At 63.8% G+C, this 21151-nt stretch carries 20 protein-coding genes; 9 read left to right on the top strand and 11 right to left on the bottom strand.

Annotation, left to right across the window (positions count from 1 at the left end; all coding sequences use genetic code 11):
• Positions 1-6 precede the first annotated feature (6 nt).
• Together BTHE68_RS29320 and BTHE68_RS29315 are read right to left on the bottom strand one after the other, a co-directional pair.
• On the bottom strand, positions 7-2484 hold the full coding sequence (locus BTHE68_RS29320; RefSeq protein WP_162069825.1) for an ATP-binding cassette domain-containing protein: 2478 nt from the start codon (positions 2482-2484) through the stop codon (positions 7-9).
• Positions 2485-2499: 15 nt separating this feature from the next.
• The gene (locus BTHE68_RS29315) at positions 2500-3627 is read right to left on the bottom strand and encodes a substrate-binding domain-containing protein (protein WP_232078250.1); all 1128 of its coding nucleotides are present in this window, start codon (positions 3625-3627) and stop codon (positions 2500-2502) included.
• A gap of 485 nt (positions 3628-4112) precedes the next feature.
• Here BTHE68_RS29315 and BTHE68_RS29310 point away from each other — a divergent pair, with 485 nt between their 5' ends.
• Positions 4113-4403: a DUF4148 domain-containing protein gene (locus BTHE68_RS29310; RefSeq protein WP_162069823.1), complete on the top strand. Its 291-nt coding sequence runs from the start codon at positions 4113-4115 to the stop codon at positions 4401-4403.
• Between the two features lie 121 nt (positions 4404-4524).
• On the opposite strand, the gene BTHE68_RS29305 is transcribed toward BTHE68_RS29310, so the two are convergent.
• Positions 4525-5067 (bottom strand): MarR family winged helix-turn-helix transcriptional regulator, encoded by a 543-nt coding sequence (locus BTHE68_RS29305; protein WP_162069822.1) that lies wholly within the window; start codon positions 5065-5067, stop codon positions 4525-4527.
• 355 nt (positions 5068-5422) lie between these two features.
• Between BTHE68_RS29305 and BTHE68_RS29300 the strand changes: the two genes are divergently transcribed.
• The 4 genes from BTHE68_RS29300 (at position 5423) to BTHE68_RS29285 (ending at position 9202) form a co-directional block, all read left to right on the top strand.
• Positions 5423-6367: a 3-keto-5-aminohexanoate cleavage protein gene (locus tag BTHE68_RS29300; RefSeq protein WP_162069821.1), complete on the top strand. Its 945-nt coding sequence runs from the start codon at positions 5423-5425 to the stop codon at positions 6365-6367.
• A 113-nt stretch (positions 6368-6480) separates the two neighbouring features.
• Positions 6481-7530, top strand: a complete 1050-nt coding sequence (locus BTHE68_RS29295) for a homogentisate 1,2-dioxygenase (RefSeq protein ID WP_162069820.1) — start codon at positions 6481-6483, stop codon at positions 7528-7530.
• Between the two features lies 1 nt (position 7531).
• Positions 7532-8041, top strand: coding sequence for a nuclear transport factor 2 family protein (locus BTHE68_RS29290; RefSeq protein ID WP_162069819.1), 510 nt, complete (start codon positions 7532-7534; stop codon positions 8039-8041).
• 51 nt (positions 8042-8092) lie between these two features.
• A complete protein-coding gene (locus tag BTHE68_RS29285) occupies positions 8093-9202 on the top strand; it encodes a Gfo/Idh/MocA family protein (protein ID WP_162069818.1) in 1110 nt (369 codons plus the stop codon).
• 189 nt (positions 9203-9391) lie between these two features.
• Here the strand turns inward: BTHE68_RS29285 and BTHE68_RS29280 are convergent, their stop codons facing one another.
• On the bottom strand, positions 9392-10297 hold the full coding sequence (locus BTHE68_RS29280) for an NmrA/HSCARG family protein (RefSeq protein WP_162069817.1): 906 nt from the start codon (positions 10295-10297) through the stop codon (positions 9392-9394).
• A gap of 49 nt (positions 10298-10346) precedes the next feature.
• Entirely contained in the window at positions 10347-10925 is a 579-nt protein-coding gene (locus BTHE68_RS29275; RefSeq protein WP_162069816.1) for a YceI family protein, read from the bottom strand.
• A gap of 192 nt (positions 10926-11117) precedes the next feature.
• On the opposite strand from BTHE68_RS29275, the gene BTHE68_RS29270 reads away from it, so the two are divergent.
• The 4 genes from BTHE68_RS29270 (at position 11118) to BTHE68_RS29255 (ending at position 14681) form a co-directional block, all read left to right on the top strand.
• Positions 11118-12038, top strand: coding sequence for a LysR family transcriptional regulator (locus BTHE68_RS29270; RefSeq protein WP_162069815.1), 921 nt, complete (start codon positions 11118-11120; stop codon positions 12036-12038).
• Positions 12039-12295: 257 nt separating this feature from the next.
• Positions 12296-12877 carry a flavin reductase family protein gene (locus tag BTHE68_RS29265; RefSeq protein ID WP_162069814.1) on the top strand — a complete coding sequence of 194 codons (582 nt, stop codon included), beginning with the start codon at positions 12296-12298 and terminating at the stop codon, positions 12875-12877.
• Between the two features lie 267 nt (positions 12878-13144).
• Positions 13145-13843 (top strand): hypothetical protein, encoded by a 699-nt coding sequence (locus BTHE68_RS29260; protein ID WP_232078247.1) that lies wholly within the window; start codon positions 13145-13147, stop codon positions 13841-13843.
• Between the two features lie 85 nt (positions 13844-13928).
• On the top strand, positions 13929-14681 hold the full coding sequence (locus BTHE68_RS29255; RefSeq protein ID WP_162069813.1) for a class I SAM-dependent methyltransferase: 753 nt from the start codon (positions 13929-13931) through the stop codon (positions 14679-14681).
• Here BTHE68_RS29255 and BTHE68_RS29250 read toward each other — a convergent pair.
• The 6 genes from BTHE68_RS29250 to BTHE68_RS29225 all read right to left on the bottom strand — a co-directional run bounded on the left by BTHE68_RS29250 (position 14654) and on the right by BTHE68_RS29225 (position 21144).
• Entirely contained in the window at positions 14654-15121 is a 468-nt protein-coding gene (locus tag BTHE68_RS29250) for a hotdog family protein (RefSeq protein ID WP_162069812.1), read from the bottom strand. The genes BTHE68_RS29255 and BTHE68_RS29250 overlap by 28 nt on opposite strands.
• Positions 15118-15915, bottom strand: coding sequence for a beta-ketoacyl synthase chain length factor (locus BTHE68_RS29245; RefSeq protein WP_162069811.1), 798 nt, complete (start codon positions 15913-15915; stop codon positions 15118-15120). The genes BTHE68_RS29250 and BTHE68_RS29245 overlap by 4 nt, the downstream gene beginning before the upstream one ends.
• The gene (locus BTHE68_RS29240) at positions 15912-17117 is read right to left on the bottom strand and encodes a beta-ketoacyl-[acyl-carrier-protein] synthase family protein (RefSeq protein WP_162069810.1); all 1206 of its coding nucleotides are present in this window, start codon (positions 17115-17117) and stop codon (positions 15912-15914) included. Before BTHE68_RS29240 ends, BTHE68_RS29245 begins: the two co-directional genes overlap by 4 nt.
• A gap of 80 nt (positions 17118-17197) precedes the next feature.
• The gene (locus tag BTHE68_RS29235; protein ID WP_162069809.1) at positions 17198-17920 is read right to left on the bottom strand and encodes a class I SAM-dependent methyltransferase; all 723 of its coding nucleotides are present in this window, start codon (positions 17918-17920) and stop codon (positions 17198-17200) included.
• A 39-nt stretch (positions 17921-17959) separates the two neighbouring features.
• On the bottom strand, positions 17960-18775 hold the full coding sequence (locus BTHE68_RS29230) for a polysaccharide deacetylase family protein (RefSeq protein ID WP_162069808.1): 816 nt from the start codon (positions 18773-18775) through the stop codon (positions 17960-17962).
• Positions 18772-21144 (bottom strand): MMPL family transporter, encoded by a 2373-nt coding sequence (locus BTHE68_RS29225; RefSeq protein ID WP_162069807.1) that lies wholly within the window; start codon positions 21142-21144, stop codon positions 18772-18774. Before BTHE68_RS29225 ends, BTHE68_RS29230 begins: the two co-directional genes overlap by 4 nt.
• Positions 21145-21151 lie beyond the last annotated feature (7 nt).

Genomic DNA, 21151 nt, shown 5'->3' with positions numbered 1-21151 from the left:
CCTTTCTCATTTTGCCACCGCCATTTCCCGGCTCTTCGAGTAGAGCGCGACCGACGCGAGGATCATCCCGCCCAGCAGATAGGATTGCCAGGCGTCCCCGATGTCCAGGAACGACGTGACCACGTTCACCTGAATGATGAGCAGTGCGCCGAGCAGCGCACCTACGAACGACCCACGTCCGCCGAAGAGGCTCGCACCGCCGATCACAACCGCAGCGATGCTGGCGAGCGTGTAGTTGATCCCCGCGCTCGGGTCGCCTGAGCCGACTTGCGCCATCATCGGCACGGCCGCGACGCCCGCGAGAAGCGAGCAGCCGACATAGGCCATCAGCAAGGTGCGATGAGGACGCACGCCCGCCATGCGAGCTGCGTCGATCCGGGAGCCGACGCCGCGGAACGCGAGTCCGAGCCGGCTTTTGAACAGCGCAAACTCGAGCAGGACCGCGAGAACGACGGCAAGAATGAGGAACGCCGGGATGAATCCGGCCTGCGCACCGATGGTCTCGACGACGCCATCCGCGATCAACCCGCCCGGCACCGGACGCAGGAACAGGGAGATGGCCTGCAGGGCCATATAGGTCGCCAGCGTGGCCACCATCGGATGGAGCCTGAACGGGTCGACCAGGATCCAGTTCACCAGTCCGACGGCGAGCGCCGCGATCAACACGATGATCCACCCGGATAACTGGTGCATCAGCGGGGAGCCGTCGCCCAGGAAGAACGACTGTATGACGACCATCAGTCCCATCAGAGGCCCGACGGACAAATCGATTCCTCCTGCGAGCATCAGCGCCTGCTGTCCATAAGCGACGATGGCCAGCGTTGCGACCAGCGCCAGCATGCCGCTCAGATTGCGCGCGGACAGATAGCTTTCGTTGACATGCGCGGCGAAGAAACCCAGCGCGAAGACCGCGAGCGCGAGCATCACCAGCGGCGCGGAATCTCCCGCGGCCCATTTCCAGAACCCGGAGACATCGGCCGATCCGCGCTCGCGCTCCGTGGTTGCCGTGAGCACGGCCGACGTGATGTTGTTCTCGCTGACGTCCGCGTCGCGCAGCTCCTTGACGATGTGTCCGCGGGAGAAGATGAACACGCGGTCGCACAGGCCCGCCACCTCGAGTGCGTCGGACGAGACCACGACGATCGCGGTGCCCGATGCGGCCGCTTCGCGGAGCACCTTGTAGATTTCCATTCGCGCACCGATGTCGACGCCTTGGGTCGGCTCGTCGACGAGCAGGACCTCGGGCCGGCTTGCCAGTACGCTTGCCAGCACCAGCTTTTGCTGATTTCCGCCCGACAGGGAGCGGATCGGCGTTTCCACCGACGGTGTCTTGACCGAAAACGCTTCCACGGCCTGTCGCGTGCGCTTTGCTTCGCGCCGCTGGCTGATCCAGCCTTGAAGGGCGTCGAAGCGAAGACTGCGGATCGAGAAGTTCTCGCGCAAGGAAAGCTCGCCGAAGATGCCTTCTCTGTGTCGGTCGCCGGGCAGGTAACGAATGCCGGACCTGGCGGCGGCCTCGGAGCTTTGAAGTTTCGTCGGCCTTGTGTTCACGTCGACTCTGCCGTGGCTTCGGTTCAGGCCAGCAAGCGCGCGCATGAACTCGCGCTGTCCGTTGCCATCGATGCCGGCCAGTCCGACGATTTCTCCCTTTTGGACCTGGAGCGAGATATCGGTGAAGCCCGCACCTCGCAGGGACGTCACGCCGAGCACGGTGCCGTCGCGTTCGCTGCCGGCTTTGGGCGGGAAATCCCGATCGAGCGCCGCTCCGACGATCAGCTCGACGATCTGCTGCTCGCTGAGACCCGTTGCTTCATACGTTCCTTGCCCCTGTCCGTCGCGGAGCACGGTGAGGCGGCTCGCGATCTGCCGCACCTCGCGAATGCGGTGCGAGATATAAACGACCGCACAGCCTGACGCGGTCACCTTGCGAATACGCTCGAACAGCCGATCGACATCTTCCGCGAGCAGGTGCTCGGTAGGCTCGTCGAGCACCAGGACCTTCGGATTGGCGGCGAGCGCCTTCACGATCTCGACAATGAAACGCTGCTCGGGATTCAGGCTCAGAACCCGTTCGTCAGCGTCGATCGCAACATCGTCGCTCCATTGCCGGAGAAGTCGCCGTGCCCAGCCGCCGGTTCTCATCAGCGAAGGGCGTTGCTCGACGGGCACGCCGAGATAGAGGTTTTCCGCGACGGTGAGATCCGGCATGAGGGCCGGCTCCTGGCGCACGATCGCGAGACCGAGCCGGCGCGCCTCGTCGGTATCGCCTCTGGTTTCGACGCCGTTGATCAGGACACGTCCCTCTTCGGCGACGAGCGCGCCGGACGCGACCGCCATGAGCGTGGACTTGCCGGCGCCGTTCTCCCCGACGAGCCCGTGGACCTCGCCGGCGAGCACGGAGAACGTGACGTTATCGAGCGCCCGTACGCCGGGGAAGATCTTCGTGACGCGATCTATCTGTAGCAGTGTTTTCTGTTCGATCATGATGTCTCTCCGCTATCACTGCTCAAACACTGCCTTGAGCTTTTCTGGGGGAAGGGCGGACGACAGGTCGGCGTCGGGCGGGGCGCTCGGGTCGCATTTGGGATCGAGACCCTTCGCGCTATCGGCGTAGGCGAACGGAAGGACCGCGGGCGACTCCTTGTCGGACGTGCCCTGGTAGCTGGCTACGCCATGGCGGACGGCAAAGCGCACATAGGTGGTCGTGCCATCGAGCGTGTAGTAGGGGAAGCTTGCGCCGGACTTCTTCTTCGCCAGATAGTGGCAATTCAGCTCATTGTTGCTGGCGATGGTGACGATGGCGGGCACCGGCAGGTGAGCCTGTTCGAAGGCTTTCGCCGCCGAGAATGCCGTCACGCCGTAGTCCGTCACGATGGCGTTGATCTGCGGATACTGTGCAATGAGTCCCGCGGTGGCTTTTTGAGCGTCGACCGGGCTCCAGTTCGTCACGACGAACTGTTCATTCAGCAGCTTCATGTCCGGGTATTTCCTGAGGCCAGCCTTCAGTCCGTCCATGAAATTCTGGGATCCGGCCGCGCCCGGCGATCCGCCGAGGAACACCACGTTGCCTTTCCTGACGCTCGCTCCCAGCCAGTCGGCCCAGAGCGCGCCGATCTCCTTCGTGTCCCCGACGACATTGACGACATAGTCCCGTCCCGCCACTCCGGCTATCTGGGCCGAATAAGGGACGACTGACACACCGGCTTTCATGGCCGAGCGCATCGCCGGGAGCTGCACGGCCCCGAAATCCGGAAGCATGATCAGTACATTGACGCCCTGAGCAACCATGCTGTTGATGTCGGAGTTCGCTTTCTGCGGATCGCCATTGGCGTTGCTGTAGATGATCCGCTTGACGTTCTTGCAGCGACTCAGTTCGTCCTTGACCTCGGCCAGGCCGGTCTTGCGCCACGTGTTGCCGCCGTAACCGTCGGATACGCCGACGATCATCGGCTTCGTGCCGCAAAGTGGCGTAATGTCGCCTTGACGGTTCGTCAGGGAGTCGTCCGCAGCATGTGCGGCGGCGGAGAGCAGCGCGGCCGAGACTAACGGTGCGGCGCGCTCGACAATGCGGCGAAGCGGGGTTCTGCCTGGAGATGCGGCGTGCCGGAAGCGGGATTGGCTGAGCATAATCATTCTCGAACGGAGTGGTTGAAATCGCGTGCGATATCTGTCGAGACGTGTGTCGATGTCTCCGACGTCATCTGAATTTATGTATTACGTATTCCTATTTAATTGCTTGTCATCGTGCCGCCTGATGTTCGTCTTCGCCGTCGGCACGGGGTCGTCGCTATATTGTGCTATGTAGAATCGATTTATATCGAATGATGTGTTTCGGGACGAACAAAGTCAAGCAACTAGGGGAATCTCCCTAGCGATGAAGCAGCCGCTCACGCCCTGTGGACAGGCCTCAGCCGCTTAAGGTGCGAGCCGATTCAATGACGCTTCCGCGACTTCCGGAAAGCATCTTCACTCACGCATTGTTGACGTCACGGCAACGCAGAGTTTGTAAAACTAGTAGTTACCCGAATCGTTTTTGACGTTTACACTTTCAGCCACTTGTGGCCAGTCAGTGTTTGTAGCGCCGCTAACAACAATCCGTTGAGGTAATGATCATGAAGTCGTTCGCCAGAATGGTTCTTTTTGCCGCCGTGGTTGCGGTACCGGCTGCGGCGTTTGCGCAGTCCAGTTCCAGTCAGCCGGCAAGTCGTGCACAGGTGCGTGCGGAGCTGGCGCAACTCGAGAAAGCAGGTTATGACCCGCATGACTGGGTGCACTATCCCGAGAACATCCAGGCAGCGCAGGCCAGACTGGCGGCACAGAACGCTGCGGCGCAAGGCGCCGGGACGGCGTTTGGGGGTGCATCCGACGGGGCAACCCGATCGGGTTCGGCAAGTGGTTTCTGAAGTCGTGCGCTAACATTCGGCGCCCAGCCATCGCGACCTGCGGCTGAGCCTTCCTGCCTGAGACGGCAGGGAGGCTCAGCCGTTTTCTTATGCGATCCAGGTGATGTGCATGCACCGGACGTCAATCGACCACGGAATCCTCGCTGGATTTGTCCAGGAGATTCTGCGCGATCTGATGCAAGACCTTCCAGAAGACACGCATCTCGTCCGGGTCTACTCCGTCGATCGAATTCGAGATCATGTGAACGATCTCCGGCATCATCGTCTCCACGAGACGTCGTCCGTCGTCGGTGAGACTGACGTAGTACTTGCGGCGATCTTTCGGGTCTCGCGTTCGCTTGAGCAAACCACGCTTCTCCATGCTGTCGAGAGCAGGTACGGCCGTCGTCGAGGCGATGCCGACGCGCTTGCTCAGCTCCAGCTGATTCAGCTCGCCGCGCTGTGCCAGCACTCTCAGGTAGTACCAGTGCGCGATGGACACGCTCTCCCGGCCCAGGATCTTTTGCGCTTCGGCGTCATAGAGCCGGTGCAATGTTCGGGTCATCCACGGCACTGTCCTTCCCCGGTCGTCAAGGATATCGGGCGTCTCTCTTCCCGATGAGGCCCGGGACGGCGCGATGTGATCCAGGGGCGTGTCGATTGCGGAGGGGCAGGACTTGGCCATGGGCTCATTCCTCAAGATAGGGACAGGCTCGACGCTCCGACGTCTGTCCGGGGCCGCGGTCACGACGCTTCCTTGGGGAATTCCCTAGCGTCCTTGACTTTATTCATTCCAAGACACATCATTCGATATAGATCGATATCTAACGGAATCATCTTAGCACAAATGATTCGGTCGTGATACCAGCGGAGTCGGCCTGCGGCATGAATGTTGCCAAGACCGGGTCCGTTCGATTTTTATTGATACAGGACTGCGAATCAAATGATCGGACGCGATGACGCCTGCATCTACCGGAGTCAAGTGGCCGAAGGTTCGGAACAGTTCTACTCTTACTTCACCATCTTTGTAGAGGATCACCATGATTGAAAAGCTGCCACTCTGGGAAGCCGCGAAACGCGAAATGGAGGAGTATCAATTCATTGCAGGGGCAGAGTTGCAGCCCAAGTGGGACGTCTCGCAGAAAATCGCAATCAACGCCGCCGTCTCCGGACGCTTCGAAGACACGACGTCGTTCCAGGCGTACGTGGATGAAGCGACCAGCGTGATCGAGGCCGGCGCGTGCGGCGTTCATATCGACTTCTCGTTCATGACCGACGCACAGGGGCGTCGCCTCGACCGCGACATCCTGCCGGTCGAAGCGTACAAGCAGGTTATCGAGCCGCTGCGCGCCCGCTTCGGCAATGACTTCGTGCCGAATGTGAACGTGCTTCATGGCACCACGTTCGATATGTGCATGAGCCCCGCACGCGAAGGGCTGACCGAGGTTGCGCCGTGTGCGCCCGGACATCCGGAGGCCTTTGCAGTGCCGGCTGTCGCAACGCTCGAGGAGGTTGGCGTGAAGCCGGAACTCGCGGTTCATAGCTCGGGCGAAATCGAACTCGCCAAGCGCAAGTTGATCGATACCGGCATTCTCAAGAAGCCGTACAACTGGCTGATCCTGTACGGCCTGCCGTTCAACGTCGGCCGCACGCTGGTCTCCGGCACCTGGGTCAGCGACGCACAGGACATGGCGCAACACATGTTCCTCATGGTCGACCAGATTCGCAAGATCGATCCGACCTCGGTCATCAGCGTCTGTGCAGCGGGCCGATCGTCGCTGTATATGACAACTCTTGCCACTATGATGGGCCTGCATATCCGCGTCGGTACGGAAGACACGCCGTGGAAATTCCCGAACAGCGATGAGCGCCTCAAGAGCAATCTCGAGATGTTCACGATGGCGCGCGACATCGCCGGCCTGCTCGGGCGTAAGCCCGCCACCGCCAACGAGTATCGTGCACTGATCGGAAAGCCGACGCGCTGACCACGCGTCAACGCGATGGCGTCGGACGGGACAGCGGACGACGTCGCATGAAGTCGATCCGCTTCCTTAGCGAAGTGCCTGTTGTGAGTGTTTAACACCGAAGGAGACTGAAAATGGGTGATAAGCCAAGCGGCGGCGAGCCCCCCGTGCAGTTGTGGACGCGGGACGGCTTCATGGGCGCGCTTTCTGTCGTGACCCGATCGACCTATGCGCCGGACTACCTGTCCGTGGAAGGGCCTCATGCGCCGCGGCGAGCGGTGCTGGATCGGCTGATTCCCGACGATCAGGACGACGCGCAAGCCCTTCCGACGGCAGTAGCGACGTCCCGGCTTGGCGTCAAGCTGCTTGTCTCGGCGCGCCGCAAGCCGATGCCCTATGTGGTTCGAAACGTCGAAGCGGACGAGATCCATTTCATTCAGTCGGGCACTGTCCGATTCGAAACCGATGTCGGCTGTCTCACGGCAGAAGAGGGTGACTTCGTCTGTATCCCGCGTGCGGTCGCGTACCGTTACGCGCCGATCGGCGAGGGCATGCGCAGCGTGATCATCGAAAGTCCGTCGGCGTTGAGACTCGCGCCGCCGGCGCCCTCGGGGATGATCAACGCCGCGAGGGACGTGACCTACGCGGCGGTGAGCGCCGATATTCCCGTGGGTGGTCCGACGCGGCTGGTACTGAAGACGTCGGACGGCGACAACACCGTCTTCACGATGCCGCACGACCCGCTCTCGCTCGGCGTGCAGTTGTCCGAGTCGGTTCCGGTATGGAAGCTCAACCTGACGAAGATCCAGGTGCACACCTACTTGCCGGAAGGCGGACCGCCGAGTCAGTTTCTGTCGTCCGCTGCGGGCGATGTGCTGCTGTTCAACCTCAGTTCGCGCCCATCGGGCCGCCCGCCGATTCATATCAACGCGGACTTCGACGAAGTGATCTGTTATGTGCGAGGACCCGGCGTCTGGGGCGGTTGTTCCGAACCGGGCACGCTGACCTGGGTTCCCAAGGGCGTCATTCATCACGGGCCTTCCGAGAACGTGCGCGAGACCTATCAGGCGTGGCTGCTCGAAACGCGCGCGACCCTGCGCTGGACACCCAGAGCGCTCGCCGCGTCGCAGTTGATGGAAACGGGAGAGTACGGCCCTCATCCAGGCATGAACAAGGAGGATTAACGTGGAATCGCGGCTTCAGCAGTTTCTCGACGAGGCGGAAATCAAGCGCGTTCATATTCGCTATTGCCGAGGCATCGATCGCATGGACTGGGACCTCGTGCGTTCGTGTTATCACCCGGACGCGGTCGATCATCACGGCGCCTATGACGGCGGTGTGGAAGGATTCATCGAATGGGCCGCCGAGTTGCTGCCAGCCTTTGAATGCACCCAGCACTTCACGGGCAACCAGTATGTCGAGGTCAACGGCGACGTGGCGTGCGCCGAGCACTACGCACAGGCCTTTCATCGCACGAAGCCAGACGGCGACAAGCCCGCCAGAGACTGGGTCGTGAACGTCCGTTACGTCGATCGCATGGAGCGGCGCAATGGCGAGTGGCGCATCGCTGACCGCGTCGTGGTGCTCGATTCGCAGCGATCGGATCCCGTCCCCGGCGACCTGGCGCCGCTGGAAAACTCCAATGTCGGGCGACGCGGCCGCGATGATCCATCGTACAAGTATGGGTTCGCGTGAAGCGTCCGGCGCGCGGCGGCAAGCAACTCTTTTCTATGGTTCGAGGAAGCGATGAACAAACGTTTACGTGTGGGGATCGTGGGTCTTAGCGCGGAGCGCGGATGGGCCACGACAGCTCACATTCCGGCACTGCGTGCTCTGTCGGATGACTTTGAAATCGCCGGCGTGGCGAACACCAGCCTGACGAGCGCTCAGGCCGCTGCGGCCGCCTTCGGGATTTCGCGCGCATTTGCGAATGTGGCGGAACTCGTCGCGTCTCCCGATATCGACGTCGTGGTGGTCACAGTGAAGGTTCCGTATCACCGGGAAGTGGTCGGCGCGGCTATCGAAGCAGGGAAGGACATCTACTGCGAATGGCCGCTCGGGAATGGACTGGCCGAGGCCACCGAGCTTGCCGGGCTCGCGCACGGGAAGGGCGCGCTGGCCGTCATCGGAACGCAGGCGATCGTGTCACCTGAACTGGAGTACGTACGCCGGTTGGTGGCCGATGGTTTTGTCGGAGAGGTCTTGTCATCGACATATCTTGGTTCCGGTTTCACCTGGGGCGATGAAATAGCAGGCGGCGACGCGTATGCAATGGACTCCAAAAACGGCGCGACGCTGCTTTCCGTCATCGGCGGACATGCCGTCGCTGCGATACAGCGCGTGCTCGGTCCCATACAGGAAGTGGGTGCGGAACTGTCGCAGCGGCGGAAGACCGTGAGGATCATCGAGACTGGCGAAAACTTTCCGATGAAGACACCGGATCACGTGATGGTCAATGCCATCCTTCAATCGGGAGCGCCGCTGTCGCTGGAGCTTCGCGGTGGCTTGCCGCGCGGAACCCGGCTTCTGTGGGAGATCAACGGAACAGAGGGGGACGTGCGTATCACGGCGGCGGTCGATCAGGTGCCCGTGATCAATATTTCTCCGTTGCGCATCGAGGCGGCCCGCAAAGAGGAGGATGGTTATCACGAAGTCGAGGTACCGCGATCGCACTATTTCGGCCTCGAAGATGCCATTACGGCCCGGAACGTCGCCGGTATCTACAAGTTGATGGCGAATGACCTGCGGCACGGCACGCATACGGCGCCCGATTTCGACGACGCCCTCGTACTGCATATGACGCTCGATGCCATCGAACGGTCCTCCGCGACGGGGCAGCGAGTACGAGTCGGATAGTCCAATCCGCTGGCGTTCGTCGCGCAGCGCACACCGCGACGAAATGGCGCCCGCCAAGCCGTCGGATTCGGTCTGCGCGCAGTTGAGGAAGTATCCGGTGAACATCGACGCTTCGATGAGGGCACGTCGTGAGGTCGAACAGCGATGATGAACAGACGCATCGGACCCGATCGGCCTGAAAGGCCTTTTTTATGAGGCCGCCGGGATCGCAAAGTTCGCTCTGGCCCACTCGGCAAAACTCGTGGGCTGCCGACCGGCGACTTTGTTCGCGAGCGCGATCGCGTCGCGCGAATCCGAGCCGAGATACGTGTGCGCTTCGAAGTACGCGAGCATGGCAGCGATATCTCCGGCGCCGGGAAACCACGTAGCAAAAACCTCGCGCGGGACCTGCGTGAACGAGAACGCGTTTCCTTGTCGATTCAACGTGGCGATGATTTCGCTGAAGCTGAGGAAGTCACCCACCAGCGGTAAATGTTCACCGCGTCCCGCGAGTTCCGGTTGCGCGAACGCGCCAGCCACCAGCCGGCCGAGTTCAGTGATGTCGCCCGCATGAATGACCCGCCGCTCGCGATCCAGCGGCAACGCCCAACCCGTCGTGCCGTTTGCCTGTTTTTGCGGGCCCATTGCGCCGAGCAGGTTCTGGTAGTAGAACGGCGCGATCACGAACGTGTGATGGGCAAATCCGGCTTCAGTCACGATGCGTTCGACCTTCGCCTTGTTCGTGAAATGCGGGACATCAATGTCGCCACGGCTGATCGCTTCCACATTCGGCAGAGTCGACCAGATGAGGTGCTGGACGCCAGCCTCTTTCGCTGCGGTGACAGCGGCGAGCGCCTGGCCGAGTTCGTCCGCTCCTGCTTCCCATGAGTTGGTCACAAGAAAAACGCCATACGCTCCGGCAAACGCCGCTTTGAGCGTTTCCGGACGATTGAAGTCCGCCAGAACGACTTCGTCACCCAGCTTCGGATGCGCGGCTGGATTGCGCGTCAACGCTCGCACTTTGAATTGGCCGCTTGCCTGCAGCGCGCGGACGACGGCGCCGCCTTGCTGACCAGTTGCGCCGACGACGGCGATGAGTTTCTGTGTGTTCGACATGATTGCTTTCCGTTAGGTTTTGCAAGGAGAGCGCTACGCTCCGAATCGCTTACTGCTTGAGTGCTTCGGCCGAGATGAGCAGCTTGGTCTTCATGCTGAAGCCGTATGTCTTGCCGAAATCGACGCCGAAGTCACCGCGGTCGAATTCACCGGCTGCGTCGACGCCGCAGACTTCGCGTTTGAGCATCGGATGCGCCATGCATTTGAACGAATCTATGTTCAGCGTCAACGGTCTGGTCACACCGTGCATCGTCAGATTGCCGACGACCGAGACTGGCTTGTCGCCCTTGAACCTGATCGTGCCCTTGTAGCTTGCTTCGGGAAACTTCGACGCGTCGAAGAACTGGTCCGACTGCAGTTCCTGATCGAGCTTCGTACTACCCGTGTGGACGGACGCTATGTCCGTCATCACCTCGACAGTGCCGGTCCTGGATGCGCGATCGAGCGTCACGGTGCCCTGCGATTTATCGAACTTGCCACGCCAGACCGACAGACCGCCGATGTGATCGGCCTCGAAGGCCGGATATGTGTGGCTCGGATCGAACTGGTACGTCGCGATGTCTGCAAACGCCGAAAACGACAGCGAAGCGGCGAGTGCTCCGGCCGCGATGATCAAATGCCTCTTCAAATCAGGCTCCTTGAAACGTTGAGTTGTCGCGCTCGTGCGCGGTGCCGGGGAGGGGCGGGCGTTGGGAAAGCTCGTTGGCAAATCGAACTGCGAGGCGGCCGCCTACTGTGCGAACCTCAAGTATGGGTAAGAACGGTGTCCAACACTAGACGGTAAAATCGGATTGGATTAATCCATTTTTGGAGAAATAAAATGCTCGATCTGAACGACCTCGCAATGTTCGTCCAGGTGGTCCGCGCGAGCAGTTTCTCGGAGGCGGCGCGGCGCCTGGGCATGCCCGCGAACACGCTCAGCAGAAGAATCGATCAACTCGAAGGCCAGCTCGGCACTCGTCTGTTGCATCGCTCTACTCGCAAGCTCTCGCTGAGCGCGGAGGGCCAGGTGTTGTTCGAACGCTATGCGCCTGCGCTCGACCGGATCTTCGAGATAGGGCGGCTACATGCAGACGAGCAGGCGCCGTCCGGCTCGGTGCGCGTGGCGTCGATGGCAGGTTTGTTTGAACTCATCGGCATGGAATGGCTAGTCGAGTTCTATGCGCGATATCCCAGGATCAGCCTCGACTTCGTGCTCGACGATACGCCGACAGATCTCATCTCCGAGCGCATCGATCTCGCCGTGCGCATGGGAATCGAGACCGGTAGCGGTTTCAAGACGCGTCGGCTGGCGCCGAATGCAATGATTCTCGCGGCGAGTCCGGCCTATCTGGAACGCCGTCCTGCACCACGCACGCTGCGGGAACTCGCCGGACACGACTGCCTGACGATATCCACCCGCCAGGCGCGTGGCACATGGCGTCTGCAGGGCCCGCGCGGCAGTCAGGAGATTTCGATCGACAGCCGGTTCGCGGTCAACGACATGCGAGTGCTGGCGCAAGCCTGTATCGCTGGGCTGGGCATTGCGTTGCTGCCGCAGTTGATGGTCGACCCGGCCCTGGCGCAGGGAAAACTGGTGCGGGTACTGCCGAGCTATCGCCGCGCGAACTCGGGCCTCGGCCTGCAACTGGTTTACACAAGCCGTCCACCGGTGCCGCCCGCGGTCGCGGTCTTTGCGGAATTTCTTGTGGAGAAGCTGGACGAGACGATGACAGACCCATCAAGCCATCATGCCGGCTGATAGGTACGCCGCTCGCGAGGGTCGCTCAAAGCCGAGGGTGCGTGTGCAAATGGCACTCTGCTCACTTACGTCGCGTCGAACAAGCCCGAAGCGTGGATCGAATCCATCGACTTCAGCCAGCCGGCGACTGCACTGCAACATCTCGAACGAGATCAAGGAGTGGGCGCCACAACTCCGGGCATCGATCACAGACGGTCGCGCGTGCATTTTGAACGTCGCATACAATCGCTCGAATTGTCTTTTGCATTCATAAAACCATGAGCCACTTTCGTCCTGTCAAGCTGGAGCACGCCAGCCGTCTCATTAACCATGGCCCGACCGTTCTGGTCACGAGCGCGCACGGCGGCCGGCGCAACGTGATGGCCGCCGCCTGGTCGATGCCGGTGGAATTCACGCCGCCGCGCATCGCCGTCGTGATCGACAAGCGCACGTACACGCGCGAACTCGCCGCCGCAAGCGGCACGTTCGGCGTCATCGTTCCGGGGGCGGCGATGATCGATCTCACGTATGCCGTCGGCTCGTCGAGCGGGCGCGAGATCGACAAGTTCGAAGCCTTCGGCATCGAGACGGTGAAGGGGCCGGTGCTCGGCCTGCCGCTCATCGAGACGAACTGTTCGGCGTGGCTCGAATGCAGACTGATCGACGAGAAGCACACGGAAGACGCCTACGACACCTGCTTCGCCGAAGTCGTCGCGGCGGCCGCCGATGCGCGCGTGTTCGTCGATGGCCACTGGACCATCGACGAGTCGAACCAGCCGCTGCACACGATTCACCATCTCGGCGCCGGTAAGTTCGTGCGCGCGTCGTCGATGGAACTGGCGAAACCGCTCGCCCGCTGACGTTGTTGGTGTTGCCCCTCTAGCCCCGCACCGGGGGCTAAAGATTCTCCATTCCCCAGTCGATAAAGAGACGTCGACCGCGAAAGACCGAAAGGCTATTCGCGGCGGCGCTTTTTGAGCTTGCGATCCGTCATTCGAATTCGGACGCAGGCGATAGATGGGCGAGGACGGGTCTCGTAAGGTCTCCTGCAGCGCGATACGGCGATATCGCGCGACAGAGCGGCCTTGCTGATGACCGCTCGCACCGTCAGGGGAAAGGGGCGTGGTATGAAACAGCGTTTTTCGGTTATGCGGTTCCTGGTTTATCTCGTGGGCTTCACGAGTCTTCTGTCGCTGAGGCTCGTCGTTTCGCCGGACGGGCGCAGCGGCATGACGGCGTTCATTGCGTGCGTGGCGTCGTTCGCCGCGGCGTACATGGTCTGGTACGCGTCGTCGGAAGGGTATCTGCGCAACCTGCTGAGCGGCGTCGTGGTGTATCTCGCGCTCGCGGCCGTGGTGGCCGCGTGTCCGCCTTTCGTGCTCGTGCTGGCGTTCTGGTCGATCACAGGTCTTGTGAGGCGGCGGCGTGTGCTTCTCGTTCATGCGATGTCCAGCGTCGCGGTCTTCGTTCTGATTTTCCCGATGCCTTTCGCGCAACGCGTCGGCGTGCCGGAACTGGCGGGTGCGCCAGCCGCTATCGCGTATGTGTGCTTCGCGATCGCGTGGTCGGCCTGGGCGTCGCGTAGTCCGCTCAAGCTCGGCCTCTTCAAATTCGCGACGATGCTGCTCGCGGTGCCTCTGATCGCCTCGTTCGTCGCGCTCGTCGGCGGCGGGATGCTGAGCCGCCCGGAACGGCGCGTGCGCAATTCGATGATGCGCGCGCGCAAGGCGTTGACGTTGGCCTTGCCCGCTCCGGTGGTCGTGGCCACGCCGATAGCCATGGTTGCGGCAACGAAAGCGCCAGCGTTGGCAGCGGTGCCAGAGTAGGGCCGGCAGGCCGGGCCTCATCGAATTATGGTATTAAGCACTCTGCATCCAAAATTCGAAACGGTTCGATGAGACAGGAGACTCAATGACCCGGCCCGACGAAACAGCCCCGCACGAGCCTCTCACGACCTACTACCCCGACGAAACCAGACGACGCCTCTGGCTGCGCGGCATTTTCGACCGCACCGCCTCCGACTACGACGCGATCGAACGCGCGATGGCTTTCGGCTCCGGCCCGTGGTATCGCAACCGCGCGCTGCGTTCCGCTGGTCTCGCGCGCGGCATGCGCGTGCTTGATGTCGGCATGGGAACCGGGCTCGTCACGAAGGAAGCGATCGCGATAACGGGCGATCCGGCGCTCGTCACCGGCGTCGATCCGAGTCCGGGCATGGTCGGGCAGGCGCATCTGCCGATCGGCGTACAGACGCGAATCGGCGCCGCCGAAGACTTGCCCTGCGACAGCGCCGCCTACGATTTCCTGAGCATGGGTTTCGCGCTGCGCCACGTGAGCGATCTCGCGAAAGTTTTCGACGAATATTTCCGCGTACTCGCGCCCGGCGGCCGGCTTTGCGTGCTCGAAATCACGCGGCCCGCGCATGACGTGGGTGTCGCCGCGCTGAGGTTCTATATGCGCGGCGTCGTGCCGATGATCGCGCGCATCGTCGGGAAGAAAGAGGAAAGCGTCGAGCTGATGCGTTACTACTGGGACACGATCGAGGCTTGCGTGCCGCCCGATACCGTGATCGCCGCCATCACGCGCGCGGGTTTCGCGAACGTGCGCCGCGATGTCGAGCTCGGTATCTTCTCCGCTTATTGCGCGACCAAACCGGCGGCCTGAGCGGCATCGAGAATCACAGCGGCGCGTCCGCTCAGCAGCAGTCGATCCGCGCAGCGCACGGCAAAACGATAGAGCACGGTGTTGTCATCGCCGCCGATGCGCTCGGCTTCGATATCGAGCGGACCATCGAGCGTGTCGAGCCGCTCGATATGCGTCTGCACGCCGCGCACGCTCGTCAGCATGCCGACGCGCGGACGCTTGCCTTCCTCGCCGACGAGCGCGCCGTGCGTCGCCATCGCCTGCGCCGCGTATTCGATGCCGCACACCGGCGCGAGCCGTCCCTTCGAGCGCAACGGATTGTCGGCGGCGCGATGGCTCGTGGTCGTGCAGCGGATGCGCTCCGCATCCCACGCGACGACGGCATCCAGCAGACACATCGAGCCGCTGTGCGGAATGCGCGCGGCGATCCAGTCGCGATCGAGTGTTTGCTCGGCCGTCATGATGGATCGATATCGACGGCCACGCGCGTGTCATCGAGATAATCGAGCACGACGCGCGATGCCGTCCCACGCGCAAGGGCTTCGAGCAACGGCAGCGCGCGCGCTGCGGGATTCGAAAGCCGCAGCGCTTCGAGATCGGCATCGGCGAAAGTGAGCGCGCCGGCATCGGTGAGACGCGCCTCGATCCGCGCAAGCGTGCGCTCGCTTTTCTCGGGCGCGAGCACGAGCGCGACGCCGAAGGCATCGGCAATCGGGCGGACGTGGCGCAACGGCTCCGGGTAATCCGTGTCGTAAGCGACCAGCAACGTCGCCGCGCCATCGACGCGCACTTGCGCCAGGCCCTCCAGCAAGCCCGCGGCAAAGCTGCCGTCGTACGCGCAGAGCACGTTCGATGCGGCCATCGCGCGCGTCGCGATGCTCCAGTAGCCCGCGGGGGCGTTGTGGACGGAGTTGTGAAAGCGCGTCGGGGAAAGTTGCGGCTCGTCGCTCGCGAGGGTTTCGCAAATCGCGTGGAAGTTTCCGCCGTCGCCGCCCGATGCCGCGAACACGGCGGCGAGCGTCGCCGCATCGCGGCCGCTTTGCGCTACCGCTTCGTGCGCGGCTGCGAGCGCCGCGCGCACGACCGGCCCGGTGCGGCGGCGCTCGGCGGAGGGCAGGCCGGTCGGCGGCGGCAACACGGTTTTCGCGGCTTCGCGCGTGGCGCGTCGCGTCAGCACATCGGCGGTGCGGGGCCAGTCGGCGAGGCCTGGCCCGATCACGCCGACGCCTTCGATAAAGCCATGCAATGCAGTCATGCCGATGCCGCTCCCTTGCGTCCGAACACGAGACTGCAATTCGTCCCGCCGAAGCCGAACGAATTCGACAGCACCGCGCGCAACGGCGTTTTCCGCGTCGTGAGCACGTAATCGAGGCCGAGGACGAGGTCCGGCTCGCGCGTGTTCGCGCCTGCCGGAATCATCTGATGCTTCAGCGCGAGCGCGGCGATCACTGCTTCGAGCGCACCCGCCGCGCCGAGCGTGTGGCCCGTCGCGCCCTTGGTCGAGCTGCACGGCACGCGCTCGAACAGGCTCGTGAGCGCGCGGCTCTCGGCGGCGTCGTTGCTGGGCGTCGCGGTGCCGTGCAGGTTCACGTAGCCGATGTCGCGCGCATCGAGTCCGGCGCTTGCGAGCGCCTGTTCCATCGCCATGCGCGCGCCGAGTCCGTCCGGATGCGGCGACGACATGTGATATGCGTCGCTCGATTCGCCGATGCCGAGCAGGCGGATCGCGTCGTCATCGTCATGATCGAGGCGATCGCGTTCGAGCAGTCCGAACGCCGCCGCCTCGCCGATGGAAATGCCGTCGCGCTTCACATCGAACGGCCGGCACGGTCCCGGCGCGAGCAGTTCGAGCGAGTTGAAGCCGTACAGCGTCGTCAGACAGAGCGTATCGACGCCGCCGACCACGGCTGCATCGATCAGACCGGTTTCGAGCATGCGCCGCGCCGAGCCGAACACCTTCGCGCCCGACGAACACGCCGACGACACCGATATGGCCGGCCCGCGCAGCCCGAAATACGCGCGCACGAAGGCGGCCAGCGAATAGGGGTTGTGCGTGGTGGCGTATTTGAACGCGGCGGGCAGCGCGCCGGTCTGCGGATCGCGGCGCTGGTAGGCGAGCTCGGTTTCCAGAATGCCCGCCGTGCTCGTGCCCATGAAGACGCCGACGCGCCCCGCGCCGTAACGAGCGATGGCCTCGCGTACGCGTTCGTCGAAGCCGTCCTGCGTCATGGCCAGTTGTGCGAGACGGTTGTTGCGGCAGTCGAATTCGGCGAGATCCGCGCGTACCGGCGCGCCCTCGACGCCGGCGACGCGGCCCGCATAGGTGCAGAGCGCGGCGCCTTCGAAGTCGCATGGCGTGAGTCCGCTGCGTCCCGTCGATAGCGCCGCGAGCGTCGCGTCGAGACCGCGTCCCGCGCAGCTGGTGGCGGTGAAATGCGTAAGCAAAAGAGGGTTCACTACGGGCTCGTCTTCCAAAGTCCGGTGGCGTTCGAATTCGATGAATTGTAACAAACGAGGCCTTTCGGACCGCGCGCGGTTCAATCCATGGGTCGCGCAATCAGCAGACGATTGGCGCTGTGCGCGCCGCTGCCCATCGGTTTGACCGTCACTCGAAAACGCAGGTCGTCGAGCAGCGTGAGCCATTGCGCCTCGCTGCGGACCGTGAGGCCGTTCGCGCGCCCGGAGCGGGCGATCTGCACGCCGAAATCGACGGCGCGATCGAGGCTTGCACGCCAGCCAGCGCCGGCATCGCTGACGCGCAGCAGAAGCACGCCGTCCGCGGCGAGGCTCGCATGCACGCGGCGCAGGATCGATTCCTGCGCGGCGGCGTCGATGTAATGCAGCACATCGCACGCCACGATGACATCCGACTGTGGAAACGGCGCGGTGCGAATGTCGTCGCAGACGAAGCGGATGCGTGCTTCGTGCGCCTTCAACGCGATGCGCGCGCGGTCGACATCGCGCGAGGTCAACTCGATGCCGTGTATCGATAGCGGCACGGGTGGCGCGGGCCAGTGCGCGGGCCATTGGCATTTGGCGCTGTCGCGATGCAACGCGTGCGCGCCGATGAGCCACGCGGCGAGCAGTCCCTGACCACTGCCGAGATCGAGGATGCGCGCACCGTCGGGAATCAGGCCGTGCTCGAGGATGTGGCTGAAGAAAGGATCATGGCGTAATTTGCCGAGCGCGAAGTGCCACGCGAAACGGCCCGCGGCGCGGTAGGGAAGGCTGGCGGTTTCGATGAGCGCGGTCGGGGGCATGGGGGAGGGCAGTGGAGGCTCGTGAATTCCAGGCTTTCGTTAGTGACCCAAAACCGCATCGCGCAAGGTCACAGTCCCCAACCCACGATCCGCCGCCGCCCGCAAAACCGTATCGAGCACGGCCAGCACGACTGGCGCACCACGCGCATCCCTCGTCGCGTGCCCATCGTGAACGAGCAGAATATCGCCGGCCGCGAATCCCTTCAGCAGCCGCCGCGCGACCAGCGACGCATCGCCCGATCGGGTATCGAAACCGCGCCGAGTCCAGCTCGCGAGATGCAGCCCCAGCCCGCACAGCACCGGCTCGAGAAACGGATTGCGCAAACCCGCCGGCGCGCGAAAAAAAAGCGGCCGCGCCCCCGCAATCGCGCCAATCGTCGCCTGCGCAGCATCGATTTCGCGTCGCAACGCGCCCGGCCCCATCAAAGAAAAATGATGCCGATGACGCTGGCTATGGTTCTCCACCGCATGCCCGCGCGCGACGATCGCCTCGACAATGCGCGGATGTTCCCGCGCCCGCTCGCCGATGCAAAAGAACGTCGCGCGCGCGTGATATGCATCGAGCAGATCCAGCACGCGCGGCGTGACGTCGGGATCAGGACCGTCGTCGATCGTGATGGCGATGCGCGCGCCCGCCGATTCCGGCAGCGCCGTCCAGTTGTGTCCGAGCAGCGCCGAGCGCGGCCACAGCCCCGCTGCCGTCAGCGCGAGATGCGACGCAACCACGCCGCCCGCCGCCCACGGCCATGCGGCCGGCGCGACCGCCAGCGCCGCGAGCGCGCCCGCATGCACGGCCGCCGCGCCGCCGAGCAGGGGCGACGGGGTCCATCGGCGCGGCTCGCCGGGCGGGTTCATCGCGTAAATCCCGAACGCGGCGCGAGGATCGCCGAGAACAGCAGCGCGAGAATCGCGCCGGGGCCGACCGTCAGCCCAAAAGTCTTGAGCATCGGCACGCTGGACAGTGCGAGCAGGCCGAAACCGAGCACGGTCGCGAGATTCGCGATCACGAGCGAGACGAGCGTTTGCGGCGAAATCGCGTTGTCTTCGGCGTGCGCGCGATAGTTGAAGAAGAGCGCATAGTTCGACCCGACCGCAACGATCAGCAGCATGCCGATCAGATGCAGGATCGTGAGCGACTTGCCCGCGACAGCAAGCCCCGCGATCACGACGATCACCGCCGCGACCAGCGGTGCGAGCGTGCGCGCCGCCCGCACCGGGGAGCGCAGCGCGAGCACGAGCAGCACGACGATCGCCGCGAAGCCGCCGAGCGACAGGCGAATGTCCTCGCGCACATAGTTTTGATAGAGGCGGTCGGCCTCGGCTTTCATATCGACGAAAAGCGCGTCCGGCACCTGCGACGCCGCCACCGCCGCGCGGATCTGCTGCGCCTGTACGTCCGAGCCCTGCGCCGCGCGCAACGGGAGCATCGCGGTCCAGCGGCCGTCGCGTGAGGTCAGCAGCGAATCGACGGCGAGCGCCATCGACGTGCCTTGCAGATCGGCGCGGCGCAGCAGCGGTTGCGCGCGGGCGGTTTCCACATCCGCGATGAAAGGCTCGAAGACTTCGGGTTTCACGCGGATCGTCTGATCACGCAGCGCGCTCGCGAGGCGCGTGCGGAGATCACTGGCCGAAGGCAGGCTGGCGATGCGCGCACGCTGCGCAGCATCGCTCGGCAGATAGCGCGCCGGGCTTTCGTAGCCGGCGATCACGCGCGCATCGACGAGAGGTTGCAGGCGCTGCGCCACCGCTTCCGCGCGTTCGAGCGCCGACTGCTCGCTCGCCGCCGAGACCACGACGAGATAGCGCACGTCCGGCGCGCCGACATCCGCGCGCAGGCGTTCGTCGAGATCCTGGCTAGCCTTCGGCACCGGGCTCAACGCGGACAACTCCTGACTCCAGAGTCCGTGCCGCTGCATGAGCAGCGCCGCGACCGCCGCGAGCAGCAGCACCGCGAGCGCCACACGCAGGCGCGACGCATGCGCCGCGACGCGCGCGAGCCCATCGCCGAGGCGCGAGACATCGCGGATCACGAAGTTTTGCGGCAACAGATACGGCAGCACGAAACGCGTGACGATGCCCGCCGTCGACAAGCCGACGATCGAATACAGCCCGAGTTGCACGAGGCCCGGAAAGCCGGAGAAGAGCATCGACGCGAAGCCGCAGATCGATGTCAGCACGCCCAGACGGATCGTCGGCCAGAAGCTCGCGACCCAGTCCTTGAGCGATTCCCGTCGCTGCACCCCGGCCGACTGCACGAACAGATAGATCGAATAATCGACGGCCTCGCCGATGAGCGTCGTGCCGAAGCCGAGCGTGAGTCCATGCACGGTGCCGAACGCGAGGCTCACGGCGGCGACGCCCGCGGCCACGCCCGACAGCACCGGCATCAAACCGAGCAGCAGCGTCGGCACCGAGCGATACACCGCCAGCAACAGCACGACGATCAGCACGATGCTCGCCGCCGACAGCCAGCGCACGTCGCGCATGATCGTATCGCGTGTTTCGACGGCGAACACGCCCGGCCCCGTCATCAGCAGGCGATACGGCGACGCGCCCGGCGTCGCTTGCCGGAACGCGTCGCGGATCGCGGCCATCGCGCTGGCTTGCGCGTCGGTGTCGGAACCGGCGCTCGCGGTTTGCGCGAGCAGCACGGCGCGCTGGCCGTCGCGCGAGACCCACGCGTCGTCCCGCATCGCGGGTTGCGCGCCGCTGTCCAGTTGACTGACGAGCGCGGTGACTTCGCCGGTCGGATCGTGCGGCAGCAGGTCTTTCGCCATCATGCCGGCAGACGAGCTCAGCAGATCGAGACTGTCGGCGAGCGCATCCTTCAGGCCCGCTTCGCTGAAACGCGCGGGCGTCACAGCCGGGCTCAACTGATAACGATGCTCGAAGACGAAGCGCTCGTCGCGCGCCTGCCCGACCGGTTCGCCATTGTTGATCGCGGAAAAGCGTTTGTCCGCGCGCAGCGTCGCCGCGACCTTGCGCGAGACGTCGGCGCGCCCGTTCGCATCGCCGCCCTCGATGCCGACGAGAATCAGCCGCGACACGAGCCCGTCGCGCAACTGCTCGACGAGCACGCGCTGTTGCTCGCTCGGCGAGCGCGGCAGGAAAGCGGAGAGATCGGCGGAAAAGTTCGTGCGTGCGATGACCGCAGCGCACGCCGCGAGAAAGCACAGCCAGGCGATGACCGCGGGCTGACGCAAGGACCGCGAAACCGCGCGCATGCCGCGC

This window comes from Burkholderia sp. THE68 (assembly GCF_009938265.1).
Taxonomy (GTDB): domain Bacteria; phylum Pseudomonadota; class Gammaproteobacteria; order Burkholderiales; family Burkholderiaceae; genus Caballeronia.
This window is presented reverse-complemented; position numbering and strand designations above follow the sequence as displayed.